We start from the raw sequence: 22,655 nt of genomic DNA on the forward strand, positions 1-22,655 counted from the left end.
GATTGTCGGAATGTGTGACTGTGAGCCGCGCTCGACTCTTCGCGTCCCTCTGTGGTCTCGTCTTTCTCCTCAACCTCGCGAGAATCGTCTTCGCACCGCTCTTGAACGTGTTTATCGAGGAGTTCGCGATCGGTGAGGCGACGGCCGGACTCATCGTGACGCTCGCGTGGGTCGGGAGCGCCTCCCTTCGCCTCCCCACGGGATGGCTCCTCACGAAAGTCCCGCGACACCGCGTCGTGGTCGCGTCCGGAGTGATCCTCGCCGGGTCGTCCGCGCTCGCTGCGACCGCGAGGACGGTTCCCCACCTCATGATCGGCGCGTTCCTCATGGGCATCGCCTCCGGCGTCTACTTCGTCTCGGCGAACCCGCTCCTGAGCGAACTCTACCCCGAGCGCGTCGGCCGCGTCGTCGGGATCCACGGGGCCGCCAGCCAGATCGCCGCGGTGATCGCCGCCCCATTCGTCCTCCTCACGTTGCTCGTCGACTGGCGGCTCTCGCTGTGGGCGATCGCCGCCGGGGCGGCGGTGGTGACGGCCTACACGTGGCTCACCGCGAGGCGGACCGAGATGCCGACGGCGGGCCAGTCCGATCGCGACTTCGTCGCCGGCGCGCTGTCGGAGTGGCGGCTCATCGTGACGGCGCTGGCGATCGTCGGCGCGGCGTCGTTCGTCTGGCAGGGCGTGTTCAACTTCTACGAACTGTACATGCAGTCGAAGGGGCTCTCCGACAGGGCGGCGGGGACGATGCTCACGATCGTCTTCGCCGCCGGCGTGCCCGCGTTCTTCTTCGGCGGCGACCTGGCCGACAGGTTCCCGCAGGTGCCGTACCTGCTCGCGATCGTCGGGACGTTCTCCGCGTGCCTGCTCGCCCTGACGATGATCGACGGTCTGGTCGCGCTGGTCGCGATCAGCGCGGTCGTCGGCTTCGTCATTCACGCGCTGTTCCCCGCCACGGACACGTATCTCCTCGACACGCTCCCGGATTCGACCCGGGGGAGCGCCTACGCGGTGTTCAGTTCGATCTGGATGCTCACCCAGGCGATCGGCTCGTCCGTCCTCGGCCTGTTCATCGAACGCGGCTACACCTACGACGCGGTGTTCGCCAGCGCCGCGCTCCTCCTCGGCGCGACGATCGTCGTCCTCGTTGTCCTCGAACGCGCGGGACGGCTCCCGAGTTGACCCGTCGCGGACGGGCCGTCGACCCGTCGCCGTTCGGCGGCAGTGCTCGGTGTTCGAAACTCGTCGTGGTGGGGTAGCAGACAGTCCGTGGGATCTGTCGAAACCCTTGATCGGAGACATATTTCAGGAATCCTGCTGAATATAGAGCATGGATGCAGCACAGCGCCATCGTTTGTTTCGTGCCCAATTCACTGAACCAACCGGTCAGTACATCTGCGTACTGCGCGGAACTGAAATTGCTGTGGATACCACAAGATCGGAGATAATCAAACATTATAGTGTATTGGAATGATAGGTAAGTATGCCCTTTAGCGAAGACGGTTCAACGACGATTCCTACTTTCGGTGCATCTGCCCGCACTATAGTCAGCGTCCGTAATGCTGTGATGGTAATCGCTGGCCTTCTGGCCGGAGCCAGTCTTGTGTTCTTGGGGGAGGAGACTGTTGTCGTCCCCGTTATCGGGTCAACCCCGGGAATACTGGTCGGTACCATCGGACTCGTCACTGCACTGGCCATCACTCGACGGGGAAGTTGCTGTGACAACTGCAACTCCAAGGAGTGTGGTTGCTCCGGTGACTGTAGCGAGAGTTGCTCATACGACCCGCGACGGGGACGAGGGAGAGAGTAGACTTCTCTAACCCTGTTATCGGTACTCGCTGATAGAACCGAAACGGTTCACCGTGGCATCGGTGCAGTTCGAAATTAGGTAAACGCTCAGTAGGTACAGGAGAAACAACGAGCGACTCAACGTGAAGGTACGATTATCCTGTGAAAACACTATTTATCCGTCGGAATTGAGTAGTATGATAATGACGGAGAGAGACACCTATCTACGGAATCCGACCCTTGAGTATATCGCGACCAGTCCCCGGCGGGAGTGTCTTCTCGCCCTGAACAAGTGGGGACCAACGCTCTCTGTAAAACAACTTGCCGCCTACCTTGCTGCCACGGAAAAGGGAGAGTCGTCGCTCGATACAACAGAGTTCGAAGCAATGCAGATGCAACTTATCCATATGCATCTGCCAGTACTGGAAAATGCAGACTTCATTTCGTGGGATGGAGATAATAGCGACGTCCAAATCGCCGGACACCCTGCGCTCGATGACCCCCGGTTCGAACGATTACTTAGGGCCAAGGCCGACAATATGGATACGATACTCTCGGCGCTCTCCCACGAATACCGACGGATCACGCTGTCTGTTCTCGAGATCGACCAAACGAAGTCCCGAACTGAACTGGCACACGAGATTCACCACCGCTTGCCAGTGCCAGATCAGGGCGAACCACCATCAACCAAAGAGATCGAACTCTCACTACACCATATGCACCTCCCATCCCTCGACGATATCGACGTAATCAATTTTGACCCTGACACGGGTGATGTCACTTACAATGATAATCCCGTTATCGAACAAGTCTTCACGATAATCTTCGATCGTGACGACTCTGCTGTTGAGAAGCTTGACGGATTCTTAGACGGGCTTGCGGATTCCTACCCTGAGGTTAGTCAAGGAACGAACAGCCAAGTCGAATGGCCGCACTTCTGGAACGATCCGTACTATGGATAGCACGTTAGAACTATGGGCGTACGTTATCAGTAACATTGGAGCAGTCGTAGCGGGGAGTCTCCTGACCGCATTGAGCTTCATCGCGTATCGACGAAACACAAATCAGGAATCGTATCGGTTTGCCACCTTAGGGTTCGGTCTGATCGTCGTGGGAACGCTCGTTGATCCGGTCTTCTTCCTCTGGATGTCGATCGACTATCACTTATCATTCACCGAAATCTTACTCCTCCAAGTCAGTGAGGATCTCTTATTCGCGGCTGGGCTCGGACTACTCTTCTATGCAATTCTCCAGTACGACAGTTCGAATGCTTCGACAGCGGAAGGACCTATATCATCTGAGGACGAATTGCTTTGGAACCAGCAGTCACAGAACGATGACTAAGCACGTTTACTGATCAATCGTGATTGTGCCGCTATCCACAGTTATATTGTAACCGATATACTCAAACTGGATCTTACTTGATTCAGCAAGACGGTCCAGTGCATCGGGGTCAACGATATCATATAGAGGTGGCAAGTCCATCGGATCCTGTCCCTCCATTTCAGCCACTCTATTTATAATTTCAATGGATGGACTGGACCGTGAGCTCATCGTTAGATTCCCCATTAGGGACCTAATTCGATGGCCCCGCTTATGATTGAATCCCGAATTAAAGTAGGCGATTATCAACAATGATGGTTGGCAACTCCCCGCAAATGAATCTCCTGTACTGACCGATCACTACCGGCGCAAATCGAGGCGAATCCCGTGCGACATTCGCGCCTTGTATTCAGCAGGCAAATCCTATCAGATACTGAGAGTTCCAACAGAGCCAGTCCGTGGTGACCCGGGTCCGTTACCGCATCAGCGACGTCCCGTCTACCGCGTCAGCGGCTGGTTGAAACTCCGCTCGCGCTCCATCACGACCTCCCACGTCCGCTCGCAGTCACAGGAGACCTGCTCGAACACGGTCGGATCCTGCCGGAGGTCGAAGTCCTTGATCGCCTTCTGGACGAGGTCGTCGCACTCCCCGCAGTTGTGCGGGCCGCGATCGGAGCCGTGGCCGACCGGGTCCGAGACGACGATGGCGTCGACGTCCGCGGTTTCCTCGAGGACGTGCGCGACGGACCACAGCCACGGCGGTCGGTAGCCGTCGTTGAAGTAGAGTTCGTCGACCATCGTGTAGCGCTGGACGTTGCAGGGGTTCATCGAGACGGTGTGACAGCCATCGACGTCGGCACACCGCTCGATCGACGAGATCATGTCGTCGACCGCCTCGGACTCGGTGAGGAAGGGTGGCTTCATCAGGAGGTAGGCCTTGATCCCCGCCTCGGCGTCGTCGGCTTCCTCGTCGGCCGTCGCGGCTTCCGCGCAGGCCGCCTCGAAGTCCGCGAAGTCGAAGTACTTGTTCACGCAGTCGTGACGCACGCGATCGGTGGCCGTCTCCAGCCCGATCGCGACGTCGGTGTCGACGCCGTGCCGGGTGAAGTCGCCGATCTTCTCGCGATCGACGAAGTCCGGCAGGGACTCGACGACCATCCGCTCGCGGTCGGCGAAGGTCTCGGCGATCGCTCGCCGGGTCTCCGCACCGACTTCACGCTCGTCCAGGAACGAACCGGAGGTGTAGATCTTGATGAGTTCGGCGGGTTCGTCCGCGTGTTCCGCCTCGTGGTCGAGACAGACGTCGATCTGGTCCATCAGGGCCTCGTGAGAGACGGAGCCGCCGTCGACGCTTTCCGCGACGTAGCCACACATCGTACAGCCGCCGGCGCGGGCCCAGCGACAGCCGCCGGTGTTCAGGATGATCGTCAGGCTTCGCTTGACGCCGGTCGGCGTGTTGTCCTCGTCGAGCCAGACGCGGGTGGGCTCGTGGGGATCGTAGCTCGCCTCCTTGCGCGAGCGGATCTCCCGCATCACCTGGTTGTGGGCGTCCATGCCCTTGCCCTGCTCGTAGACCTCGGGCGTGGGTTTACTCATTGTACGGGGCAAGCGGTCCAGCGCGTAAAGCGCCTTCGTCTGGCCCCGATCGTCGCCACTCGCGGGGTCGAGGCCCGACAGAAGCGCCATTCGTCAGTCGGCTTGCTACGACGCCCGGGTGGTCCCTACTCGAGACGCATCACTCTGGTCTCGACGGCGTTGCAGGTGGGACAGACGAACTGGTATCGGACGCGGCTCCCGGCGGCTGTGACCCGCCAGCCGCCGTCCTCGACGACGTAGCCACACTCCCCGCAGCGGGCCTCCGACTCGTCGAACTTCGCCCGGAGGCGCTCGAACGGCGATCGGTGTACAGACATGCGTTATCATATAACGTGGTACGATATAACATTCGGGGGTGGGTCGGGTACCGGGTCCCCTGCTCTACAACGCCGGGGGTTCTTTACGAATGCCCTTCCTATGTAGGCTCATGAACACTGTCGACACGGGTGGCGGTCCGAATCCGGCGGCAGCGACTGCCCTCGAACAGGTCGTCGATCCCGTCGTTGCGATCGCCGACGAGACGGTCACGTACGCGAACCCGGCGGCCCAGGAGGCGTTCGGGTTGCCGGCGACCGACGACGGCACCGGTGACGACGCAGGCCGGCCGGATGCGGCGACCGCCCTCGCTCCGTACTGGGACGCGCTCGAGACGGCGATCACCGAGACGACGGTCGGGACCGCTCGTACCGTCGCGATCGACCACGGTCGGTACGACGCCCGCGTCCACCGGGGTGACGACGGGGCGACGATCACCTTCGAACTCACGGCGGACGCCGAGACGGCGGCGAGCGATCGCGCCGTCAAAGACCGGGCGATCAACGAGGCGCCGGTCGGGATCTCGATCTCCGACCCCGACCGACCGGACAATCCGCTGGTCTACATCAACGACGCCTACGAGGAACTGACCGGCTACGGTTTCGACGAGGTGGTCGGCCGGAACTGTCGGCTCCTGCAGGGCGAAGAGTCGGATCCCGACGCGATCGCCGAGATGCGGGCGGCGATCGACGACGAGCGGCCCGTCACCGTCGAACTGAAGAACTACCGCAAGGACGGCACCGAGTTCTGGAACGAGGTGACCATCGCGCCCGTCCGCGACGACGCGGGCGAGGTGACCAACTACGTCGGTTTCCAGAACGACGTCACGGCGCGCAAGGAGGCCGAACTCGCGCTCGAGCGCCGTACCGAGGAACTCGAGTACATCCTCGACCGGGTGGAGGGGTTGATCCAGGACGTCACGGACGTCGTCGCGGGGTCGACGTCACGATCGGAACTCGAGGCCGCGGTCTGTGACCGGATCGCCGCCGAGGCGGCCTACGACGGGGTCTGGATCGGGGAACGCAATCCCGCGATCGGGACGATCGAGGTACGATCGAGCGCCGGCGTCGAACTCGACGACGTGTCGGCCGACGCGGATCATCCGACCGCGGACGCGCTTGCGGCGAACGAGGCTACCGTCGCGACGATCGACGGGACGACCCACGCGGCGTTCCCGCTGATCTACAACGGTATCGAGTACGGCGTATTGACGGTCTGTACGGATCGCCCGATCGGCGATCGCGAGGCGGTCATCCTCTCGGCACTGGCCCGCGCCGTCGCGAGCGGGGTCAACGCGCGCGAAACGAGTCGGATGCTCGCGACGGACGCCGTCGTCGCCGTCGACCTCGAACTCACCGATCGATCGGTCGCGCCGGTCGCCGTCTCGGCCGCGACCGGAAGTCGCCTCGAGTATCGCCGCTCGGTCCACCGCACCGGCAACGAGACGGCGTCACTGTTCACGGCCACCGGGGCCAGCGGTGCGGATCTCGCCGCGGCCGCCGACGACCTGCCGGAAATCGATCTCTCCGTGCTCGTCGAACGCGACGAGGACGACACCTGCCTGGTCGAGGTGACCGGCGACGACGACCTCGTCGGGTGGCTCTCCGAACGCGGCGTCCGGACGCGAGCGATCGAGAGCGAGGACGGCCGCGCCCGGGTGACCCTCGAGATCCCCCGCTCGGCCAACGTGCGATCGATCGTCGAGGCCGTCGAGGACCGGTACGAGGGGACCGACGTCATCTCGTTCCAGCAACGCGAACGCGAGGGCGAGACGCGCCAGGAGTTCGCGGCCCGCCTGGAGAAGCGCCTCACCGATCGCCAGTTCGGCGCGTTACAGCGGGCCTATCTCGGCGGCTACTTCGAGTGGCCCCGGCCGACGACCGGCGAGGAACTGGCCCAGTCGATGGGCGTCTCCCGGCCGACCTTCCACGAACACCTGCGAACGGCGGAAGCCAAACTGTGCCGGGCGTTCTTCGGCGACGAGTGAGTCCGCCGGCCTGCGGCCGCGGTTCCGCCCGTCCCGTCGCTCGTCGTCTCTCCCCCGTACGTCGTTGAACGGCACGTTAACCCGTTGTAGTCCGTTCTTAGAGGGTCGGACGGTCGCCCCCGTTTATGTAAGCCGACGTGGCAGCCGGTTCCATGCTCGAACTCCCAACGGCGACGCCGCTCCAGGTCGGCGGCGGTGGATTCCTGTACTGGGCAGTGATCTTCTTCATCCTCGCGATCGTCGCCGCCGCCGTCGGTGCCCGCGGCGTCGCCGGCATCTCGATGGAGATCGCCCGCATCTTCGTGCTGATCTTCATCATCCTCGCGGTCGTCGCCTTGCTGTTGTAGGCGCTCGCCCGTCCCGCCAGTCGACGATCGTCGGTCGCCGACGCTACCCGCGAGTATCGGACCCCGTCCTGAACGGGGCTCACACCTGCGAGCGGCGCGTACGCGTCCCGGTCACAGACTCGGCCCGCGATCGGTTCTGGTTTCGAGTTCGCAGGTTTTGCCTGCGCCCGGAGTCGTCCCGAATCGGTGACGTTTCGCCCCTCCGGCGCGTCGATCGTCGGTCCGCTCTCACGATGACGTAACTACTAGTGGTTACACAACGTTGGGAACGCCTAACAACCTCCACAGCATAGATAAGAGATAGGGTTTACCATGACAGAACTCGGCGGTTTTCAGGACAGGGTCGCCCGCATCGACCTCTCGGATGGGGAGGTCGCGTACGAGTCGATCGACGACGAGGACGCGAAGAAGTATATCGGTGCGCGCGGCCTGGGGGTAAAGCACGTCTTCGAGCAGGGGCCGGACGTCGATCCGCTGGGGCCCGACAACCTGCTGGCGTTCATGAACGGGCCGCTGTCGGGCACGCAAGTGACGATGAGCGGTCGGATCGCCGTCGTGACGAAGTCGCCGCTCACCGGGACCGTCACCGACAGTCACCACGGCGGCTGGTCCGGTGCGCGACTGAAGTGGGCCGGCTTCGACGGCCTGCTGTTCGAGGGACAGGCAGACGACCCGGTCTACGCCTACGTGGAGGACGGCGAGGTCGAACTCCGCGACGCGTCGGGCCTCTGGGGCAAGGGCGTCCACGAGACCCGTGACGCGCTCGAGGAGGAGGTCGACGGCGCCTACGGAAAGAACCTGAGCTTCATGGGGATCGGCCCCGGCGGCGAGAACGAGGTCAAGTACGCCTGTGTCATCAACGAGGACGATCGCGCCTCGGGGCGGGGCGGCACCGGCTGCGTGATGGGCAACAAGGGGCTGAAGGCGATCGTCGTCAAGTCCTCGACGAAGATGCCCAAACCGGCGGACCAGGAGACGTTCACGGAGGGCCACCAGCAGGCGATGCAGGCCATCCAGGAGTCCGAAGTGACCGCGCCCAACGAGGGAGGCCTCTCGATGTACGGGACGAACGTCCTGATGAACATCGGCGAGGAGATGGACGGTCTCCCGACGAAAAACGGGAAGTACACCTCGACCCGCGCCATGCGCGAGGCGGAGGGCGCCGACATCGACGCCGAGGAGGTCTCCGGCGAGAACGTCCGCGAGAACATCCTCGTCGACGAGCCGACCTGTCACTCCTGTCCGGTCGCCTGCAAGAAGGAAGTCGAGGTGCAGGCGATGCACAAGGGCGAGGAGATGAACGTCCGGATGGAGTCCTACGAGTACGAATCGGCGTACGCGCTCGGACCGAACTCCGGCAACTCCGCACGCGACGAGATCGCCCTCATGATCGATCGCTGTAACGACATGGGCGTCGACACGATCGACACGGGCAACATGATGGCGATGGCCATGGAGATGACCGAGGAGGGCAAACTCGACGATATCGGTGGCCTCGAGTGGGGCGACACCGAGACGATGATCGACATGATCGAGCGGATCGCCCGCCGCGAGGACGACCTCGCGGACCTGCTGGCCGAGGGGCCGCGCCGCGTGGCCGAGGCCCGCGACGCCCACGACAACTCGCTCGCGGTCAAGGGCCAGACGATCGCCGCGTACGATCCCCGTTGCATGAAAGGGATGGGGATCGGCTACGCCACCTCGAACCGCGGGGCCTGCCACCTGCGCGGGTACACGCCCGCCGCGGAGATCCTCGGCATCCCCGAGAAGGTCGATCCCTACGAGTACGAGGGCAAGGGCGAACTCACCGCGGAGTTCCAGAACCTCCACGCGATCAGCGACTCGTTCGACATCTGCAAGTTCAACGCGTTCGCGGAGGGCATCGAGGAGTACGTCCTCCAGTACAACGGGATGACCGGACTGGACGTGAGCGAGGAGGGACTGATGGAGGCCGGCGAGCGGGTCTACAACCTCGAGCGGTACTACAACAACCTCGCGGGCTTCGACGGGAGCGACGACTCCCTGCCGGCGCGGTTCCTCGAAGACGGCATCCGCGGCCAGGGTGCCAGCGAGGGCGAGTACTGCGAACTCGAGGAGATGAAAGAAGAGTACTACGACTACCGCGGCTGGGTCGACGGCGTCGTCCCCGACGAGAAACTCGACGACCTCGGGATCGAGATCGGACCCGGCACCGGCGTCAGTGCGGACGAGGGTGGTGCGGCGGCTCCCAGCGACGACTGACCGGGTGAGCGTTCATCGCGACCCCGCAGTCGTCGCTGGGGCGAGAGGACGACTGACGCGCGGCGCTATGCGCCGCGGGATGGGGAGCGGAGCCACGCTCCGCGAGCACGGGTGAGCGTTCATCGCGACCCCACAGTCTTTGACGGCTAGCGCGCGACTGCCCGTTCTCGATCGCGCCTCACTCTTTCCATAGCCGCCAGCACGCGCGGTACAGCGTCCACATGTCGCAGTCGAGGCGATCGGCGAGCGATCGGCAGGTCTCGAGATAGGCCCGATACTCAGAGACCGACGGCGGGTCGGGATAGGAGTCGGCGAGGTGGCCGTGATCGCGAAGCACCGCCCACTCGCGCTCGCCGACGACGATGCAGGCGTCGGGGTCGCAGAACAGCAGGAAGGCGGACGCGACCGGGACGTCGACGCCCTCGAGTGCGGTCAGTCGATCGAGCCGATCGGCCGGGTCCGTCGCGGCGGTGATGTCGGCGATCGCGTCCCGGACGTCCTCGAAGTCGTTTCGGCCGAACCGGTCCTCGCGATCGCGGCGCTCGGCGTTCGAAACCGCGCCGAGGGACCGCCGATAGTACCACTGGACGACCCACTCGACGTCTCGCCAGCCGAAGTCGCCGGCCGCGAAGGCCGCCGGGAACGTCTCGATCCCCTCCCGTTCGACCGGGTACAGGGGCTCGTGCTCCCGGTATTCGTCTGCCTTCGTCGCGACGAGCGAACGAGTGAGTGCCATCTCTCGCGTCTTCGCGGCGGCGATCCGTGAGCGTTTCCCCACACTGGTCCTCGCAGACTGCTCGTGGCGATCGGGCCCGCCTCGCCGGGTCCATGCCAGAAAGACTCATGCCGGTGGACGGTAACAGTACACGTGGTACCGACTCGCGGTCCGAAATTTAAAAAATCAGAACAATGTCCAGTGACAAGCGCGATCCGGTCAAGACGATCTGCCCGTACTGCGGGGTCGGGTGTGGGATCCAGATCCAGCAGGGCGAGGAACCGGGCGACGTACAGTTCATGCCGTGGGGTGACGCGCCGGTCAACGAGGGCCGCATCTGCATCAAGGGCGGCGCGGCGACGGAGGTGGTCGATCACGAGGATCGACTCACCGACCCGTTGATCGAGGAAGACGGCGAGTTCCGCGAGGCGACCTGGGAGGAGGCCTACGACCGCATCGTCGGCGAACTCGAGCGGATCCGCGAGGAGTACGGCCCGGACGCGATGGGCTTTTTCGGCTCCTCGAAGACGATGAACGAGGAGAACTACCTCCTCCAGAAGATCGCCCGCCGCTACGGCACCAACAACGTCGACAACTGCACGCGGATGTGTCACGCCTCGACGGTCTGGGCGCTCCGGACGAGCCTGGGCGCGGGCGCGATGACCAACAGCATGCGGGACCTCCGGGAGGAAGCCGACGTGTTCTGGATCCAGGGGGCGAACCCGGGCGAACAGCACCCGATCGCCAACAGCCAGTACTTCCGCCAGGCCGTCCTCGACGGGGCGACGGTGATCCAGGTCGATCCGCACGCGAACAAGACGACGCGATCGTTCGGGATCGACGACACCGATCGCCACCAGCACCTCCAGTTGAATCCGGGGACTGACATCCCGCTCCTGAACATCGTCCTCAAGACGATCCTCGAGCACCACGAGGAACACCCCGAGGACGGCTGGGTCGACGAGGCGTTCATCGAGGAACGCACCGACGGGTTCGACCACCTGAAAGAGACGCTCGCGGACTTCGACAGGGAGGCGGCGGCCGAGGAGTGCGGTGTCCCGCTCGAAGACATCGAACTGGCCGCCAAGAAGTACGCCAGCGCCGACAACGCGGCTATCTTCACGGGGATGGGGATGAGCCAGCACGCCTGCGGCGTCGACAACGTCCAGAACGAGATCAACCTGGCGCTGATCACCGGGAACGTCGGCCGTCCCGGCACCGGGGTCAACCCGTTGCGCGGCCAGAACAACGTCCAGGGCACCTGTGACGTCGGCGCGATGCCGAACGTCCTGCCGGGCTACCAGCTCGTCGACGACGACGACTCCCGTGCGGCCGTCGAGGAGGTCTGGGGGTTCGACGTGCCCGACGAGCCCGGACTCACGAACGTCGAACTCTCCCACGAGTTCGGCGAGTCGGTCCACGGCCTGTACGTCATGGGCGAGAATCCCGTCATGTCCGAACCCGACGCCAACCGCGTCGCCGAGCGGATCCAGCAACTCGAGTTCATGGTTGTCCAGGACATCTTCATGACGGAAACCGCGAAGTACGCCGACGTTATCCTGCCGGCGACGACCTGGGCCGAACGCGATGGGACCGTCACCAACACCGATCGCCGCGTCCAGCGGATGCGGGGCGTCGATAAAGTCCACGAGAACACGAAACACGACCTCGAAATTCTCTCGACGGTGGGAAGCCGCCTGTTCGATGCCGACGACTTCGACTTCGAGGACCCCGAGGCCGTCTTCGAGGAACTCCGGCGGGTCTGTCCGATCTACCACGGGATGACCTACGACGCGCTGGGCGAGGAAGGACTGCACTGGCCCTGCTACGAACCGGGCGACGAGGGCGATCCGTACCTCTACGAGGAGGAGTTCGACACCGAGAGCGGCCTGGGACACATCGAGGGCGTCAGCCACCAGCCCCCGAAGGAGACGCCCGACGACGAGTACCCGCTGATCCTGACGACCGCGCGCCTCGAGGAACACTACAACACGGGGACGATGAGCCGCCGATCGCCGACGCTGAACCGCCAGACGCCCGAGAACTTCGTCGACGTCCATCCCAACGACGCCGAGCGGTACGGCATCGAGGACGGCGAGGACGTCGTCCTCAAATCTCGCCGGGGCGAGATCACGGTTCAGGCCCAGGTCACCGAGGACATCAAGGAGGGATCGGTGTGGACGACGCCGCACTTCGCGGCCGCCTCGGCCAACCGACTCACGAACGACGTGCTCGACGAGCGGGCGAAGATCCCCGAGTACAAGGCCGCCGCCGCGGAGATTGAGGTCGGGATCGAATCCGCCGACGCGGAATCGCCGGCAGACGACTGACTCGGCGCGGGTCTTCACTCTCTATCCTACCATTTGGACGATGGTTTTACCCGCTACTGGACACTCAATAAATATTTATACCTCCGTTTAACTTCGGGTTATATGGGATTCGCGAAACAGTGGAAGGGGGTCAACGGGTACATGATCCGTGATCCGGGAACGTTCTTCACGAAGTACGACGAATCGCGCGGGATCGGCTTTCCGATCGCGTTCATGCTGGTCTCGTTCGTCGCCGTCATGGTGCCGCTCGCGGTGCTCTCTGCCGCGCTGAACGTCACTACCCCGGGCGACGCGGCGATCGGCCTGGTGGCATTCCTGGCACTCGGCGTCGTCTTCTGGGTCCTGGGGCTCGTCGAGGCGCTGCTCGCACACGGCATCGTCTACCTGTTCGGGGCGCGCGGTCTGGCGAAGACGCTCGAGGCGTACGCGTTCCCGACCGTCGTTCGATACGGCCTGTGGTGGATCCCGATCGTCCAGCTCGTCGGCCTGTACGGGTTCTACCTCCAGATCAAGGGTATGGCCGAGTTTCACGGCATCTCGACCGGGAAAGCCGCGATCGCCGGCATCCTCGCGTCGATCCTGTACTTCCTCCCGGTCATCGTCGTCCTCGCCGCCGTGATCGCCGCGTTCGTCCTCGATCTCGGTTCGACGGCCGAACCAGCGCCGGCCGTGCTCCTCGTCGAGCACGTCGCGTAGTCGACGGGGGTCAGGCCCGGCCGGTGCGGTTCCTGACGGTCAGTTCGTGGGAAAGAGCCGAGAACGCGGCCGAGGGCTGCCGGAGTAGAAACGAGGGTGGCGTCGAACGCGGACCGATGGATCAGTCACCGGCGACGGCGGGCATCGACTCGGAGTCGGAACTGGCGTCCGGCTGCGTCAGTTCGATCTCGACGTCGCCGGCGTCGCCGACGGAGACGACGACGTCGTCGAAACAGCGGTGATACTCCGTGGCGTGTTTGCCGGACGTGTTGATCCGGATGCGCTCCTCGACGAGGTTGGCCTCGGTCAGTTTCTCGACTTTTCGGTAGGCAGTCGAGGTCGGGATGTCACACTGCTCGGCGAGTTCGGTTGCAGTCAGGCTCTCGCCGGTCGTCGCGTCGAGAATCGCACGGCAGCCGTCGTCGTCCAGTGCGGAGAGAACCGCCTGTGCGTCGACGTCGTCGTCGGTTGGCCAGCCTGGCTGCGTCGTGGGACTGCGTTTCATCGGTGACATCGGTTTCTACTCCATAGTACTGGTCCGGGCCCCTCCAATTGAGTCCCACTAAATACAGGGGTCTTTATATGGTGGTGCGGAATTCGGGCGTGTGACAACCGGCGATACCGATCGCGGGCGGTGGGTTTAGGGGGCCGGGTCTCCGATGGACGAACAATGCCGTCGGGAATTCGTGCGGAGATCCGGATCGACGACCCGGACGGGTGTGTCGTCGCGCAAGCGGCTGCGGAGACCGGCGGAGCGGCACAGTCGGTGACCAAGAGCGTCGACCCGACGGCGCCCGAGCGGATGACCGAGGAGTTCATGCTCGAGGCCGAGGAGCCGCCGGACGAGTTCGACACCGACGTCGACCTCGTGGAGATCTTCTCCTACGGGTCGCAGTCGGTCTACCGGTTCCAGCGCGACCTCGAACGCGGCTGTCCGTGCGAGGCGATCGAACAGCACGACTGTCCCGTCGTCGACGTCCGCGCACAGGGGTCGGCGCTGTACCTCACCTTTCACGCTCCGGACATGGAGGGGTTGCAGGCCGTCATCGGGACGCTCCAGGATCGTCACTCGAACCTCGACGTCCAGCGGCTCCTCCAGTCCGAGCAGGACCACGCCGAGCAACACCTCGTGTTCGTCGATCGGAGCACGCTGACTAACCGCCAGCTGGAGGTCCTCGAGACGGCCCACGAGATGGGCTACTTCGACCACCCGAAACGGGCGAACGCCGGCGAGGTCGCGTCCGAACTCGGGATCACCGGGACGACGTTTACGGAGCATCTGTCAGCCGCCCAGCGGAAGCTCCTCGACGCGATTCTCGACGACTGAACCTCCTCCCCTAAGAACGCTTCGGGAACTACTGCCCGGTAGTACCGAACCGCAATCCTATATATACTGGACCTCCAGCGTTACTGTAGGCAACCAACGGTCCGTCACCCACCCCGTCATGAGCAGGTACGAGTTTACGTGTCCCGACTGTGGACAAGAGATCGAGGTCAACGAGTCGATGCGTGAGGCGACTCTCTCTCACGGCTGTCCGGTCTGTGGTGCAAACGTTTCCCCGGCCGACTTCGTCGCAGAACAGCCAACGAACTGATTTCGGTCGGGTCGATTCCGTCGCCGTCGCCCCTTCAGACTGGCGCTACTCCTCCCGATCGACTTCCGTTCGCCGACCCTCGAGCGTCTCCGGGTCGAGTCGATAGAGTTCGATGTTCAGCGTGTCTTTTCCTTCCGCCCAGATTTCGAACAGCGGCCGCTTCGCGTCGCCGTACTGGGCGATCTGGTCCGGCGTCAGATCGTTCGGCTCGATGCGCGCTAAGGTCCCGGTCGCGATGACGCTCCGGTAGGTCGATTCGGCCTCGTCGTAGATCACGAGGCGGCTCTGGGGCGTCGACGCGAGGAACTCGCGTTTCTCGCTGTCCGGCGTCGAGACCAGTCGCATGTAGAAAACCCGGTTTTCCTCGTCGTAGCCGTACGAAATCGGGATCGCGTACGGGTCGTTGTCCCGGGCCAGCGATAGCACCCCGGTTTCGCGATGACCGAGGAACTCGTCGATTTCCGCATCGGTCATGTCGGCTTCCTTGTCGATAGCCATCGTCTCGTTGCTTTGCCAAAGGAGAAACACTATCTTTAGAGTTGCCATCGTCACCGGCCGGATCCGTCGACCGCTGGCGGCGTTCTACAGGCCCCGACGGAGTCCGGATCGGAACTCCCCTGCCGGTCGCTCCGTCCTCGCGCCCTCGCCCCTACTGGCTCCCGTCGCTCCCCACTCGCACCTTCTGTCCTTACTCGCCCCCGTCGCCGGTCCCGACGAGGACCGGTTCACGGATCTCGAGGGCCGTCTCGAACTCAGACTCCCGATCGCATCGGCGGCCGACCCGCAACAGCTGTTCCTCGTGTGCCCGGCGGACGGCCGACAGTTCGCGGCCCTCGAACCCGAGTTCGTCGCCGATCGTCTTCCAGTGGCCGGGGTCGACCAGAAACGCCTCGAACGATTCCCCGTCGTAGACCCGTTCGTACTCGCGACGGTACCGATCGCGTTCCCCTGCCAGCAACTCCTGGGTGAGGTCGACGAGGTCGGGGAGCCGGGACCCCGCGACGCTCGCCTTCGCGGCCGTGAGCAGGAGCACCTGTCCCTCGATCGGTTCGCCCGCCATCAGCCACCCGCACGCATCGCTTTCCGTGCGAAGTCCTCGACGAGCGGGTCCAGCGTCTCGGCCTCGCCCTCGAAGACGACCGTCACCTCCGTCAGCGTCAGCGAGGGGCCGATCCCGACGCTCTCGGACGAGATCGACGCCGACCAGTCCTCGCCTTCGACCGTGCCGTCGTCGACGCGCTCGCCACCCAGGTTCGTCAGGTACCGGATCGCGAGGCGCTCGGAGATGCCGCGAAAGGAGCGTTCGATGCGTGTTCCCATGCCGTCCCGTTGGTCCCCTGGCGGGTTAAAGACGCCCGTCGGCCGATCGTCTTTGGTTCTTCGAACCGGGAATCGTCCCGTTGAATCCCGCTACTGGCCGTACAGCACCAGTACGGTCCCGACGATCGCAACGACGAGTCCGGCCCAGCCCGCAACGGCGACGGTGACCCAGATCGCGACCAGGAGACAGCCGAATCCCAGGAGTAGACACGCCCACTCGACCCTCGATCGGGTCTCGCTCCGGCCGAGCAGGGTCTCGACCAGTCCGTCGAGGACGAGACGAAGCACCGTTTCGAGCATACCGACACGTATCAGCCAGGCATAACAAACGTTCCGGTGGAAAGGGGAGCGATCAACGACGCTGTGGCAATAGGCCTGGTACGGCGACGCCGTAGCGGTGGAGCCGGCACCACGACGCCGTAGGAGTAGGCCGGTGACCGACTACGCCGCGCCGCCAGCGACCGGCGGGAACACCGACACGACGTCGCCCTCGTCCAGCACCGTCGCCGGGCCCGCCATGTGGACCACGTTGCGCCCGTTCTTGAGCACGCTCAACTGTGGCCGGATCGCGTCGCCGTCCTCCGTCAACAGTCGCCCCTCGAGGCCCTCGTACTCGTCCTCGAGGGCCTCGAGAACGTCTCCGACGGTCGCGTCGTCCGCGACCGTCCGACTGTGTTCTTTGGTACCGACGGCCTCGCGAAAGGTGGCGAAAAATCGAAGTTCGATCTCCATATCGGATCCTTGCCCCGTGACGACATAAACGTAGGTCCGAAAGCGGATCGCGATCGAGGGGTGGACCAGCAGGACGACGCCTTCCCGATCGACTCGTACGGGCTACTGGACGTCATTTCCAGTGCAACCGCAGGGTGGTCGCGGTTGCACTGGTACATCGGTACGGCAGATCGTATCAGGTCGCCGACGCCGCGGGCGCGGAGGTGTACGTGACAGCGTCGACGTCCGCGTTCTCGAGCGCGTCGTCGATCGCGCTCGCGCCGACCTCGGATGCCGTGTCGGCGTCGTCGGCCTCGACAGTGACGGTCACGGTGAACGCGACCGTGATCGTGTACGGGTCGAACGGGGCGGTCGGGTGTTCGTACACCTCGGCGTTCTCGATCGTCCAGTCGGCGATCCGTCCCTCGGATTCGAGCGATTCGAGATTTGCAGTCAGTTCGGCGGTAGCGGCGTCACAGGCGGTCGTGTCGGTTCCCTCGTGGAGCGTCACGAGCGTCGTCCCGTCGCGGGCGACGGCGTATTCCATGTCCCTCTCTACCAAGTCCGGGGATTTGAACGCTTGGGCTGGGATTGCGGCCGCTTCGTGTCTCCAGCTTGGCCCCCTCCCGATCGTCCCGTTTCGGTTCGGCCGCGATCAGGCTCGCTCTCGCCACCGCTGGCTCCGTGAGGCGACCACGTCCAGCCCCGGACTGTAGTAGGTGACCGGCTCCGAATCCGGTTGCCGGAAGCCGTTGGCCGTCAACAGGGTGTTCGTCTCGACGTCGGCGGCTGCCGGGTAGAGCGTCCACGGACCGTGATCGACCTCGGAATACCGGAGGATACCGTCGGAGGCCTCCGTGTAGAACCGGTATCGCTCGACGAGGTATCGTGCGAGCGGATCCTCGGGTGCCGAGAACGGGTCGCCGGTCGGCCAGTACGTGGCGTCGTAGTGGGCGGGACGCGCCCCAGGATGGCGTCGGCGACTCGAGAACTGCACCCGGCCGTCGTGCCAGTCGAGCGAGATGCGAGCGTAGTAGTACGGCAGGTGGTGGAACAGGCGCGCGCCGGTCACGCTCGCCAGTCCCTGCGCGTCCAGACTGAAGAAGTAAACCCCGGGTTCGCCGTCACAGGTGACGTACGTTCGCAAATTGAGTTCGGGCAGTGGGATGCCCGCCCGGGCTGGAACTCCCCGCGGCCGAACGGCCACGTTCGTGAACGGAACCACCGAGAGCCAGCCGCTCCCGTCGTGTTCGTCGACGTCGAGCGCGTCGGGGAGGTGTGCGTCGATCACGCTCGCGTCGACCGGCCAGTTCTCGAACAGCAGGTGCCGCCAGCCCATCTCCAGCGGGAGGACCATAGCGACGACATGTCGGCCAGCGTAAAAAACGTGGTTCCTCTCGCTTCGCACTCGTCCCGGACGATCGACGGTGTCGGCCGATCGACTCGCCGTCTCACGGGTCCAGCGCGTCGTAGACCGTCGCCAGCTGTTTGAGGGAGTGTTCGACCGAGAGCATCGCGCGGCGCCGACGACAGAGATCCGAGAGCCGATCGTTCTCCGAGAGTGCCCGGCGGATCGCCCAGCGGAACGCCGCCAGATCGCCGGGGTCGTACCGGTAGCCGGTCTCGCCATAAATGACGCTGTCGGTGAGCGCGCCCGCGTCGACCGCGACGACCGGCGTTCCGCAGGCAGTCGCCTCGAGCGCGACCAGCCCCTGGGTCTCGACCGGACTCGGGAAGACGAAGACGTCGAGGGCCGAGTAAAACGCGGGGAGGTCCTCGCGATCGAGAAAGCCGAGGAATCGAACGTCGGCGTCGGCGTCCGCGGCGTACGCTTCGAGGTCCTCGCGAGCGGGGCCGTCCCCGGCCAGGACGAACGTGTGGTCGGTTCCGTCGACCGCGTCGATCGCTTCTTCGATGTTCTTCTCGGGACTGTGCCGGCCGCTGTACCCTAACAGCGGTCCATCGGGAAGGTCGTAACGGTCCCGAAACGCCACCGCGTCGACAGGCCGGAAGAACTCGGTGTCGATGCCGTTCGAAACGACGCTCACGTCGACGTCGGCCCCGACGTGGTTCCGGAGGTGTCGTCGAGCGAACGAGGTCGGGGTGACGACGTGGTCGACGCGTTCGAAGAACGATCGCTCGTACGCCCGGCAGACGCGCTGGAGTTCGCCGACGAGCGGGTCGGGAACGTGCTGGTCGGCCCGATCGCCGAGCAGGGTGTGGTAGGAGGCGACGACCGGAACGTCGTGTTTGCGAGCGAACCGAAGTCCGGCGATGCCGACGGTAAACGGCGTGTGGAGGTGGACCACGTCGGACGCGGGAACGTCGTCGGGAACCGCCGGGAGGCCGAGCCGGTACTGTGAATACAACGGCGCGGGAACGCTCGGCAGCGCGTACTCTCCCTCTTCGGGCTCGTAGCCGTCCATCGCCGGGAAGACGACGGCCATCGAGTCCCGGCACCGGGGCCAGCGCTCGCGCCAGAGCGCCACCGTGTAGGAGACGCCGTTGATCGTCGGCAGGTAGAGGTCCGTAAAGGCGGTGACGGTCGACGTTCTGGCCATCGATCGACGTTCCAACGGCATCCCCCAAACCGGTTCCGGAACCGACACGTCCACCGCGGAAGGGGACGTCTGCGGTGAAACCCCTGGGTCATACGGATTGCTGTACCGATGTCCCGGCGCAACCGCGATCCGGGCGGCGGTTGCGCCGGAACTGACTTCCAGTAAACCGTATCAGTCGATCCGGAACGTCACGTCGTGGGTCGACAGCAGCGATCGCATCCGCTCGACGCCGCCCGTCGTGTCCCAGCCGTCGCCCCGGTAGTGTTTGAGCGGGTGCCGGAGCCACGAGTACTCGCGGTGAGCGAACACATCGATCGCGTCGGGCCCGTTCTCGAACAGCGCGACGTGGAGTTGCCACGTCGCGAGCGGCCGTTTCCGCCGGACCCAGCTTCCGGCCGAGAGCCGGCCGTCGCGATGGACCTTCAGCGACGCGATCGGTTCCGGTTCGAACGCCATCTCATCGAGGTCCGTCCGGAACTCGCGGAGTCCGTACTGGACGGTACCGACGTACTCGTCGGGATGCTGTACACACTGTGCGAACCCGCCGAGCGGTTCCTTGATGCGGTGGAGGGTCGGGAGCACGCGACGGCGGACGCGCGTCGTCAGGTCGACCGCGTTCGGGCGGTCGTCGTCGGGTCGATCGCTTCTCGTCGCCACAGGAGAGCGTACCGCGAACGGGTGCAAAACCGTTGTGCTTCCGGTCGCGCAGGTCCGTGTCACAGATCCTGCAATCGGATTCCGTCCTCGACCAGGCGCTGGTTTCGCTCCCGCTCGAGGTGCTCGGCGAGGTCTTCGTGCTCGTAGAGCTGTGCGATCACGTCGGCGTACAGCGTCCGCCACGCGATCGCGTAGATCGGCGACTGGCCCCACGCGCGCAGTTCCGGCACGAGGTCGTCGTAGGTCTCGTGGCGGTCCTCGAACCGATCGATCGCGTCGAGGACGATCCCGGCCGCCTCGCGCTCGTCGTCGGCGTCCGCGATCGCCTCGTTCAGGCGCCGTTCCCAGCCCGCGACGGCCTCCTGCATGTCCGCGGCCGCGGCAGCGTCGTCGTCCGGCAGGCGATCGAGCAACGGCTGTGGCACGCCGAGTGAAATTTCGTCCATGGAGTGGTGTAGCGGGGCCACCCGCAAGAAACTACGGCTCTCGGGCCCCGCGTCGACCGGGCTACGGCCACGTCGCCAGCAGGACCTCGTCGACGAACTCCTCGTCGATCAGGTACTGTTCCTCGCGCCGGCCCTCGCGGTCCCACCCGTTGGCCTCGAGGAACGCGATCGCCTCCTCGTTCGTCGCGGGGATGTTCTGGTAGATCTTCCGGTACCCAGCGTCGTCGGCCCACTCGAGGCCGTCCTCGAGAAGCGTCGAGCCGATCTCGTTCCGCCGGACGTCGGGTCGCACGCCGACCGTCACCTCGGCCGTGTGTCGCAACGACGGGAGTTCGGGCGCGTTGACGTGGAGCCAGCCGACGATATCCGCCGCGTCGGTCGCGTCCGCTCCGGTTTCCGAGTCGGCGTCACCCTTCTCCTCGCCCTCCTCGTCCGGTTCGAACGCGGCGACGAAGAACATCCGCGATCGTTCGTCGTTCGCCCGGATCAGCGCCGACTCGCGCTCGAGTTGTGCCGCGACGTTCTCCGCGACGATGTACGTCCCGTCGGTCGCCACCGTCCGCATCGTCTCGACCACACCCGGGCGATCCTCCTCGCGTGCCGGACGAACCGTGACGGTTCCCTCGTCGAGTTCGAGTTCGGTCGGACTCCCCGCGACGGCGATCCGGAGTTTGCCGTTCGTCTCGACCAGGTCGCCTCGCTCTTTGAGTTCCTCGATACACGACCGGAGTTCGTCCGGCGAGAGCGGTTTCTCCTCGGTGTAGGTGGCCGATCGGGCCGGTTTGGAGTGACAGCGCCCCGTCTCGACGCGGATCGATCGGGCCAGTTCGTCGGGCGTGACCGCCCCGTGTCGCTCGACGTACTCGTAGATCGTCCGCTGGACGGGATCGTCGAACGACAGCGTGGAGTGGACGCTCATACGGCCACCGGCACCGACCGTCGTCATTATTATGCTTCCCCTATCCACCGGTGTCGATCGCGCGCGGCTTCGAATCGCCTCGTTGCCGATCGACTCGGAACCGTTTCGACTCGCCGACGTGGCCGTCACGTCCCGCCAATCCCTCGTTAGGCCGATCGCTTCTCGGCTCGATCCGATTTCGTTCCGATTCGTCTCCGATCGACGGCATTTGATATCGCAGTATATGATTTATTGGGCGATTCGGGCGGCTCGATCCGGGGGCGAACACCGATCGTCCCCCGTTGCGGTCGACTCACAGCGTCACGTTCGCTTCACTCCCAGCGAATCGCTCGGTCGGCGACCGATCGTCCGGTCCACGCGGACCCGACGGTCGGTGCCGGAGACCGCGGCGGTTCGCGCTGGTCGAGACGACTCGATCGTCTCTGGGTACTCGATTCGGTGCCGATCCGGCATCGGGGCCCATAGATCGCTCCGGCAGGCGTCGGGCCTCACCCGAACCTAAGGGCTGGCCGTGGTCAGTCAGTGCTCGTCGCGGCTCGCTTTCCCCCGCTTCCTCGTCGCCGGGCCCGTCGGTTGGCGGACCGCCACCACGGTCAGCGGCACGATCGCCGACGGTGGGGCGGATTCGATCGCGCTCTCTTCGGACCCGACGAATCCCGTTCGATCGGGCCCGCCACTGTCCCGGACCGAACGGGCCTGAATTCGACCCCTGGTGTGGAGCAGGGTTTCGACGGCCGGAACCAGGGGTTCGTGGCCGCCGTTCACCCATCGTCGATCCGTTTTCTCGCACCCATCGACTGGACCGCGGGCCGATTCGCGGCGGACGTCGTTGTACCCGGAAACGAGGAACCGATCGGGGCGAGTGGGAGAATTTCGGATGCCGGACGACGGCTGTCGTTCGAACGGGCCGTCGACTGTGGTGATCGCTCGCGGTGCGGACGTCGCCACCCGAGGCTGGTGCTGGGCGGCGAGACTCCTGCGCGCGGACGTACCTGACTCCCGTCGATCGCAGGGATCGAGTCGCTTGGGATCTGGTCGGGGATCGAATCGACGTCGATCGCCCAGCGTCTCGCCGGACGACCGGGGCGACACCCGGGTGCCCGCGTTGACGC

The 22,655-nt window shown here is 64.7% G+C and carries 26 protein-coding genes; 10 read left to right on the forward strand and 16 right to left on the reverse strand.

Annotated elements, in window-relative coordinates; all coding sequences use genetic code 11:
• Positions 1 to 20: 20 nt before the first annotated feature.
• From MUN73_RS18855 to MUN73_RS22825, 3 genes are all read left to right on the forward strand, one after another.
• Entirely contained in the window at positions 21 to 1,178 is a 1,158-nt protein-coding gene (locus MUN73_RS18855) for an MFS transporter (protein WP_250142060.1), read from the forward strand.
• Between the two features lie 809 nt (positions 1,179 to 1,987).
• Positions 1,988 to 2,746 (forward strand): DUF7344 domain-containing protein, encoded by a 759-nt coding sequence (locus MUN73_RS18860; protein WP_250142061.1) that lies wholly within the window; start codon positions 1,988 to 1,990, stop codon positions 2,744 to 2,746.
• Complete coding sequence (locus MUN73_RS22825; protein ID WP_425492738.1) at positions 2,739 to 3,128, forward strand: DUF7521 family protein; 390 nt, start codon at positions 2,739 to 2,741, stop codon at positions 3,126 to 3,128. Before MUN73_RS18860 ends, MUN73_RS22825 begins: the two co-directional genes overlap by 8 nt.
• A gap of 6 nt (positions 3,129 to 3,134) precedes the next feature.
• Here the strand turns inward: MUN73_RS22825 and MUN73_RS18865 are convergent, their stop codons facing one another.
• The 3 genes from MUN73_RS18865 to MUN73_RS18875 all read right to left on the reverse strand — a co-directional run bounded on the left by MUN73_RS18865 (position 3,135) and on the right by MUN73_RS18875 (position 5,020).
• Entirely contained in the window at positions 3,135 to 3,353 is a 219-nt protein-coding gene (locus MUN73_RS18865; RefSeq protein ID WP_321575776.1) for a HalOD1 output domain-containing protein, read from the reverse strand.
• Between the two features lie 252 nt (positions 3,354 to 3,605).
• Positions 3,606 to 4,703 carry an archaeosine biosynthesis radical SAM protein RaSEA gene (locus MUN73_RS18870; protein ID WP_250142062.1) on the reverse strand — a complete coding sequence of 366 codons (1,098 nt, stop codon included), beginning with the start codon at positions 4,701 to 4,703 and terminating at the stop codon, positions 3,606 to 3,608.
• A 125-nt stretch (positions 4,704 to 4,828) separates the two neighbouring features.
• Complete coding sequence (locus tag MUN73_RS18875; protein WP_250142063.1) at positions 4,829 to 5,020, reverse strand: HVO_0649 family zinc finger protein; 192 nt, start codon at positions 5,018 to 5,020, stop codon at positions 4,829 to 4,831.
• Positions 5,021 to 5,130: 110 nt separating this feature from the next.
• Here MUN73_RS18875 and MUN73_RS18880 point away from each other — a divergent pair, with 110 nt between their 5' ends.
• The 3 genes from MUN73_RS18880 (at position 5,131) to MUN73_RS18890 (ending at position 9,593) form a co-directional block, all read left to right on the forward strand.
• On the forward strand, positions 5,131 to 7,005 hold the full coding sequence (locus tag MUN73_RS18880) for a bacterio-opsin activator domain-containing protein (RefSeq protein ID WP_250142064.1): 1,875 nt from the start codon (positions 5,131 to 5,133) through the stop codon (positions 7,003 to 7,005).
• 152 nt (positions 7,006 to 7,157) lie between these two features.
• On the forward strand, positions 7,158 to 7,352 hold the full coding sequence (locus tag MUN73_RS18885; protein WP_250142065.1) for a DUF1328 family protein: 195 nt from the start codon (positions 7,158 to 7,160) through the stop codon (positions 7,350 to 7,352).
• A 312-nt stretch (positions 7,353 to 7,664) separates the two neighbouring features.
• Positions 7,665 to 9,593 (forward strand): aldehyde ferredoxin oxidoreductase family protein, encoded by a 1,929-nt coding sequence (locus MUN73_RS18890; protein WP_250142066.1) that lies wholly within the window; start codon positions 7,665 to 7,667, stop codon positions 9,591 to 9,593.
• Positions 9,594 to 9,771: 178 nt separating this feature from the next.
• Here the strand turns inward: MUN73_RS18890 and MUN73_RS18895 are convergent, their stop codons facing one another.
• A complete protein-coding gene (locus MUN73_RS18895; RefSeq protein ID WP_250142067.1) occupies positions 9,772 to 10,329 on the reverse strand; it encodes a hypothetical protein in 558 nt (185 codons plus the stop codon).
• 173 nt (positions 10,330 to 10,502) lie between these two features.
• Here MUN73_RS18895 and fdhF point away from each other — a divergent pair, with 173 nt between their 5' ends.
• Together fdhF and MUN73_RS18905 are read left to right on the forward strand one after the other, a co-directional pair.
• Positions 10,503 to 12,638 (forward strand): formate dehydrogenase subunit alpha, encoded by a 2,136-nt coding sequence (fdhF, locus tag MUN73_RS18900; protein WP_250142068.1) that lies wholly within the window; start codon positions 10,503 to 10,505, stop codon positions 12,636 to 12,638.
• Positions 12,639 to 12,740: 102 nt separating this feature from the next.
• Positions 12,741 to 13,334: a YIP1 family protein gene (locus MUN73_RS18905; protein ID WP_250142069.1), complete on the forward strand. Its 594-nt coding sequence runs from the start codon at positions 12,741 to 12,743 to the stop codon at positions 13,332 to 13,334.
• A 121-nt stretch (positions 13,335 to 13,455) separates the two neighbouring features.
• Here the strand turns inward: MUN73_RS18905 and MUN73_RS18910 are convergent, their stop codons facing one another.
• On the reverse strand, positions 13,456 to 13,839 hold the full coding sequence (locus MUN73_RS18910; protein ID WP_250142070.1) for a winged helix-turn-helix domain-containing protein: 384 nt from the start codon (positions 13,837 to 13,839) through the stop codon (positions 13,456 to 13,458).
• A 165-nt stretch (positions 13,840 to 14,004) separates the two neighbouring features.
• Here MUN73_RS18910 and MUN73_RS18915 point away from each other — a divergent pair, with 165 nt between their 5' ends.
• Together MUN73_RS18915 and MUN73_RS18920 are read left to right on the forward strand one after the other, a co-directional pair.
• A complete protein-coding gene (locus MUN73_RS18915; RefSeq protein WP_250142071.1) occupies positions 14,005 to 14,661 on the forward strand; it encodes a helix-turn-helix domain-containing protein in 657 nt (218 codons plus the stop codon).
• Positions 14,662 to 14,779: 118 nt separating this feature from the next.
• Positions 14,780 to 14,929 carry a DUF7560 family zinc ribbon protein gene (locus tag MUN73_RS18920; protein ID WP_250142072.1) on the forward strand — a complete coding sequence of 50 codons (150 nt, stop codon included), beginning with the start codon at positions 14,780 to 14,782 and terminating at the stop codon, positions 14,927 to 14,929.
• Positions 14,930 to 14,974: 45 nt separating this feature from the next.
• Here the strand turns inward: MUN73_RS18920 and MUN73_RS18925 are convergent, their stop codons facing one another.
• From MUN73_RS18925 to MUN73_RS18975, 11 genes are all read right to left on the reverse strand, one after another.
• A complete protein-coding gene (locus tag MUN73_RS18925) occupies positions 14,975 to 15,427 on the reverse strand; it encodes a pyridoxamine 5'-phosphate oxidase family protein (protein WP_250142073.1) in 453 nt (150 codons plus the stop codon).
• Between the two features lie 190 nt (positions 15,428 to 15,617).
• Positions 15,618 to 15,989 carry a DUF8048 family protein gene (locus MUN73_RS18930; RefSeq protein ID WP_250142074.1) on the reverse strand — a complete coding sequence of 124 codons (372 nt, stop codon included), beginning with the start codon at positions 15,987 to 15,989 and terminating at the stop codon, positions 15,618 to 15,620.
• On the reverse strand, positions 15,989 to 16,249 hold the full coding sequence (locus MUN73_RS18935) for a MoaD-like domain-containing protein (RefSeq protein ID WP_250142075.1): 261 nt from the start codon (positions 16,247 to 16,249) through the stop codon (positions 15,989 to 15,991). The genes MUN73_RS18930 and MUN73_RS18935 overlap by 1 nt, the downstream gene beginning before the upstream one ends.
• Positions 16,250 to 16,339: 90 nt before the next feature.
• Positions 16,340 to 16,549: a hypothetical protein gene (locus tag MUN73_RS18940; protein ID WP_250142076.1), complete on the reverse strand. Its 210-nt coding sequence runs from the start codon at positions 16,547 to 16,549 to the stop codon at positions 16,340 to 16,342.
• A gap of 141 nt (positions 16,550 to 16,690) precedes the next feature.
• Positions 16,691 to 16,981, reverse strand: coding sequence for a ubiquitin-like small modifier protein 1 (locus MUN73_RS18945; protein WP_250142077.1), 291 nt, complete (start codon positions 16,979 to 16,981; stop codon positions 16,691 to 16,693).
• A gap of 175 nt (positions 16,982 to 17,156) precedes the next feature.
• Complete coding sequence (locus MUN73_RS18950; RefSeq protein WP_250142078.1) at positions 17,157 to 17,507, reverse strand: hypothetical protein; 351 nt, start codon at positions 17,505 to 17,507, stop codon at positions 17,157 to 17,159.
• A 108-nt stretch (positions 17,508 to 17,615) separates the two neighbouring features.
• On the reverse strand, positions 17,616 to 18,317 hold the full coding sequence (locus MUN73_RS18955) for a YqjF family protein (protein ID WP_250142079.1): 702 nt from the start codon (positions 18,315 to 18,317) through the stop codon (positions 17,616 to 17,618).
• Positions 18,318 to 18,411: 94 nt separating this feature from the next.
• Complete coding sequence (locus MUN73_RS18960) at positions 18,412 to 19,521, reverse strand: glycosyltransferase (protein ID WP_250142080.1); 1,110 nt, start codon at positions 19,519 to 19,521, stop codon at positions 18,412 to 18,414.
• Between the two features lie 171 nt (positions 19,522 to 19,692).
• On the reverse strand, positions 19,693 to 20,178 hold the full coding sequence (locus MUN73_RS18965) for a hypothetical protein (RefSeq protein WP_250142081.1): 486 nt from the start codon (positions 20,176 to 20,178) through the stop codon (positions 19,693 to 19,695).
• 59 nt (positions 20,179 to 20,237) lie between these two features.
• On the reverse strand, positions 20,238 to 20,624 hold the full coding sequence (locus tag MUN73_RS18970) for a DUF7971 family protein (protein ID WP_250142082.1): 387 nt from the start codon (positions 20,622 to 20,624) through the stop codon (positions 20,238 to 20,240).
• Between the two features lie 61 nt (positions 20,625 to 20,685).
• Positions 20,686 to 21,543, reverse strand: coding sequence for a GNAT family N-acetyltransferase (locus MUN73_RS18975; RefSeq protein WP_250142083.1), 858 nt, complete (start codon positions 21,541 to 21,543; stop codon positions 20,686 to 20,688).
• Between the last annotated feature and the right edge of the window lie 1,112 nt (positions 21,544 to 22,655).

The organism is Halosolutus amylolyticus (genome assembly GCF_023566055.1).
GTDB lineage: Archaea > Halobacteriota > Halobacteria > Halobacteriales > Natrialbaceae > Halosolutus > Halosolutus amylolyticus.

What these genes read in the sequence shown, in the direction of transcription:
- MUN73_RS18925 (WP_250142073.1), bottom strand. Translation starts at nt 15,427, where the DNA reads ATGGCTATCGACAAGGAAGCCGACATGACCGATGCGGAAATCGACGAG.
- MUN73_RS22825 (WP_425492738.1), top strand. Translation starts at nt 2,739, where the DNA reads ATGGATAGCACGTTAGAACTATGGGCGTACGTTATCAGTAACATTGGA.
- MUN73_RS18915 (WP_250142071.1), top strand. Translation starts at nt 14,005, where the DNA reads ATGCCGTCGGGAATTCGTGCGGAGATCCGGATCGACGACCCGGACGGG.
- MUN73_RS18940 (WP_250142076.1), bottom strand. Translation starts at nt 16,549, where the DNA reads ATGCTCGAAACGGTGCTTCGTCTCGTCCTCGACGGACTGGTCGAGACC.
- MUN73_RS18920 (WP_250142072.1), top strand. Translation starts at nt 14,780, where the DNA reads ATGAGCAGGTACGAGTTTACGTGTCCCGACTGTGGACAAGAGATCGAG.
- MUN73_RS18880 (WP_250142064.1), top strand. Translation starts at nt 5,131, where the DNA reads ATGAACACTGTCGACACGGGTGGCGGTCCGAATCCGGCGGCAGCGACT.
- MUN73_RS18885 (WP_250142065.1), top strand. Translation starts at nt 7,158, where the DNA reads ATGCTCGAACTCCCAACGGCGACGCCGCTCCAGGTCGGCGGCGGTGGA.
- MUN73_RS18950 (WP_250142078.1), bottom strand. Translation starts at nt 17,507, where the DNA reads ATGGAATACGCCGTCGCCCGCGACGGGACGACGCTCGTGACGCTCCAC.
- MUN73_RS18890 (WP_250142066.1), top strand. Translation starts at nt 7,665, where the DNA reads ATGACAGAACTCGGCGGTTTTCAGGACAGGGTCGCCCGCATCGACCTC.
- MUN73_RS18945 (WP_250142077.1), bottom strand. Translation starts at nt 16,981, where the DNA reads ATGGAGATCGAACTTCGATTTTTCGCCACCTTTCGCGAGGCCGTCGGT.
- MUN73_RS18970 (WP_250142082.1), bottom strand. Translation starts at nt 20,624, where the DNA reads ATGGACGAAATTTCACTCGGCGTGCCACAGCCGTTGCTCGATCGCCTG.
- MUN73_RS18955 (WP_250142079.1), bottom strand. Translation starts at nt 18,317, where the DNA reads ATGGTCCTCCCGCTGGAGATGGGCTGGCGGCACCTGCTGTTCGAGAAC.
- MUN73_RS18865 (WP_321575776.1), bottom strand. Translation starts at nt 3,353, where the DNA reads ATGGGGAATCTAACGATGAGCTCACGGTCCAGTCCATCCATTGAAATT.
- MUN73_RS18930 (WP_250142074.1), bottom strand. Translation starts at nt 15,989, where the DNA reads ATGGCGGGCGAACCGATCGAGGGACAGGTGCTCCTGCTCACGGCCGCG.
- MUN73_RS18960 (WP_250142080.1), bottom strand. Translation starts at nt 19,521, where the DNA reads ATGGCCAGAACGTCGACCGTCACCGCCTTTACGGACCTCTACCTGCCG.
- MUN73_RS18975 (WP_250142083.1), bottom strand. Translation starts at nt 21,543, where the DNA reads ATGAGCGTCCACTCCACGCTGTCGTTCGACGATCCCGTCCAGCGGACG.
- MUN73_RS18860 (WP_250142061.1), top strand. Translation starts at nt 1,988, where the DNA reads ATGACGGAGAGAGACACCTATCTACGGAATCCGACCCTTGAGTATATC.
- MUN73_RS18895 (WP_250142067.1), bottom strand. Translation starts at nt 10,329, where the DNA reads ATGGCACTCACTCGTTCGCTCGTCGCGACGAAGGCAGACGAATACCGG.
- MUN73_RS18910 (WP_250142070.1), bottom strand. Translation starts at nt 13,839, where the DNA reads ATGAAACGCAGTCCCACGACGCAGCCAGGCTGGCCAACCGACGACGAC.
- MUN73_RS18905 (WP_250142069.1), top strand. Translation starts at nt 12,741, where the DNA reads ATGGGATTCGCGAAACAGTGGAAGGGGGTCAACGGGTACATGATCCGT.
- MUN73_RS18935 (WP_250142075.1), bottom strand. Translation starts at nt 16,249, where the DNA reads ATGGGAACACGCATCGAACGCTCCTTTCGCGGCATCTCCGAGCGCCTC.
- fdhF (WP_250142068.1), top strand. Translation starts at nt 10,503, where the DNA reads ATGTCCAGTGACAAGCGCGATCCGGTCAAGACGATCTGCCCGTACTGC.
- MUN73_RS18870 (WP_250142062.1), bottom strand. Translation starts at nt 4,703, where the DNA reads ATGAGTAAACCCACGCCCGAGGTCTACGAGCAGGGCAAGGGCATGGAC.
- MUN73_RS18875 (WP_250142063.1), bottom strand. Translation starts at nt 5,020, where the DNA reads ATGTCTGTACACCGATCGCCGTTCGAGCGCCTCCGGGCGAAGTTCGAC.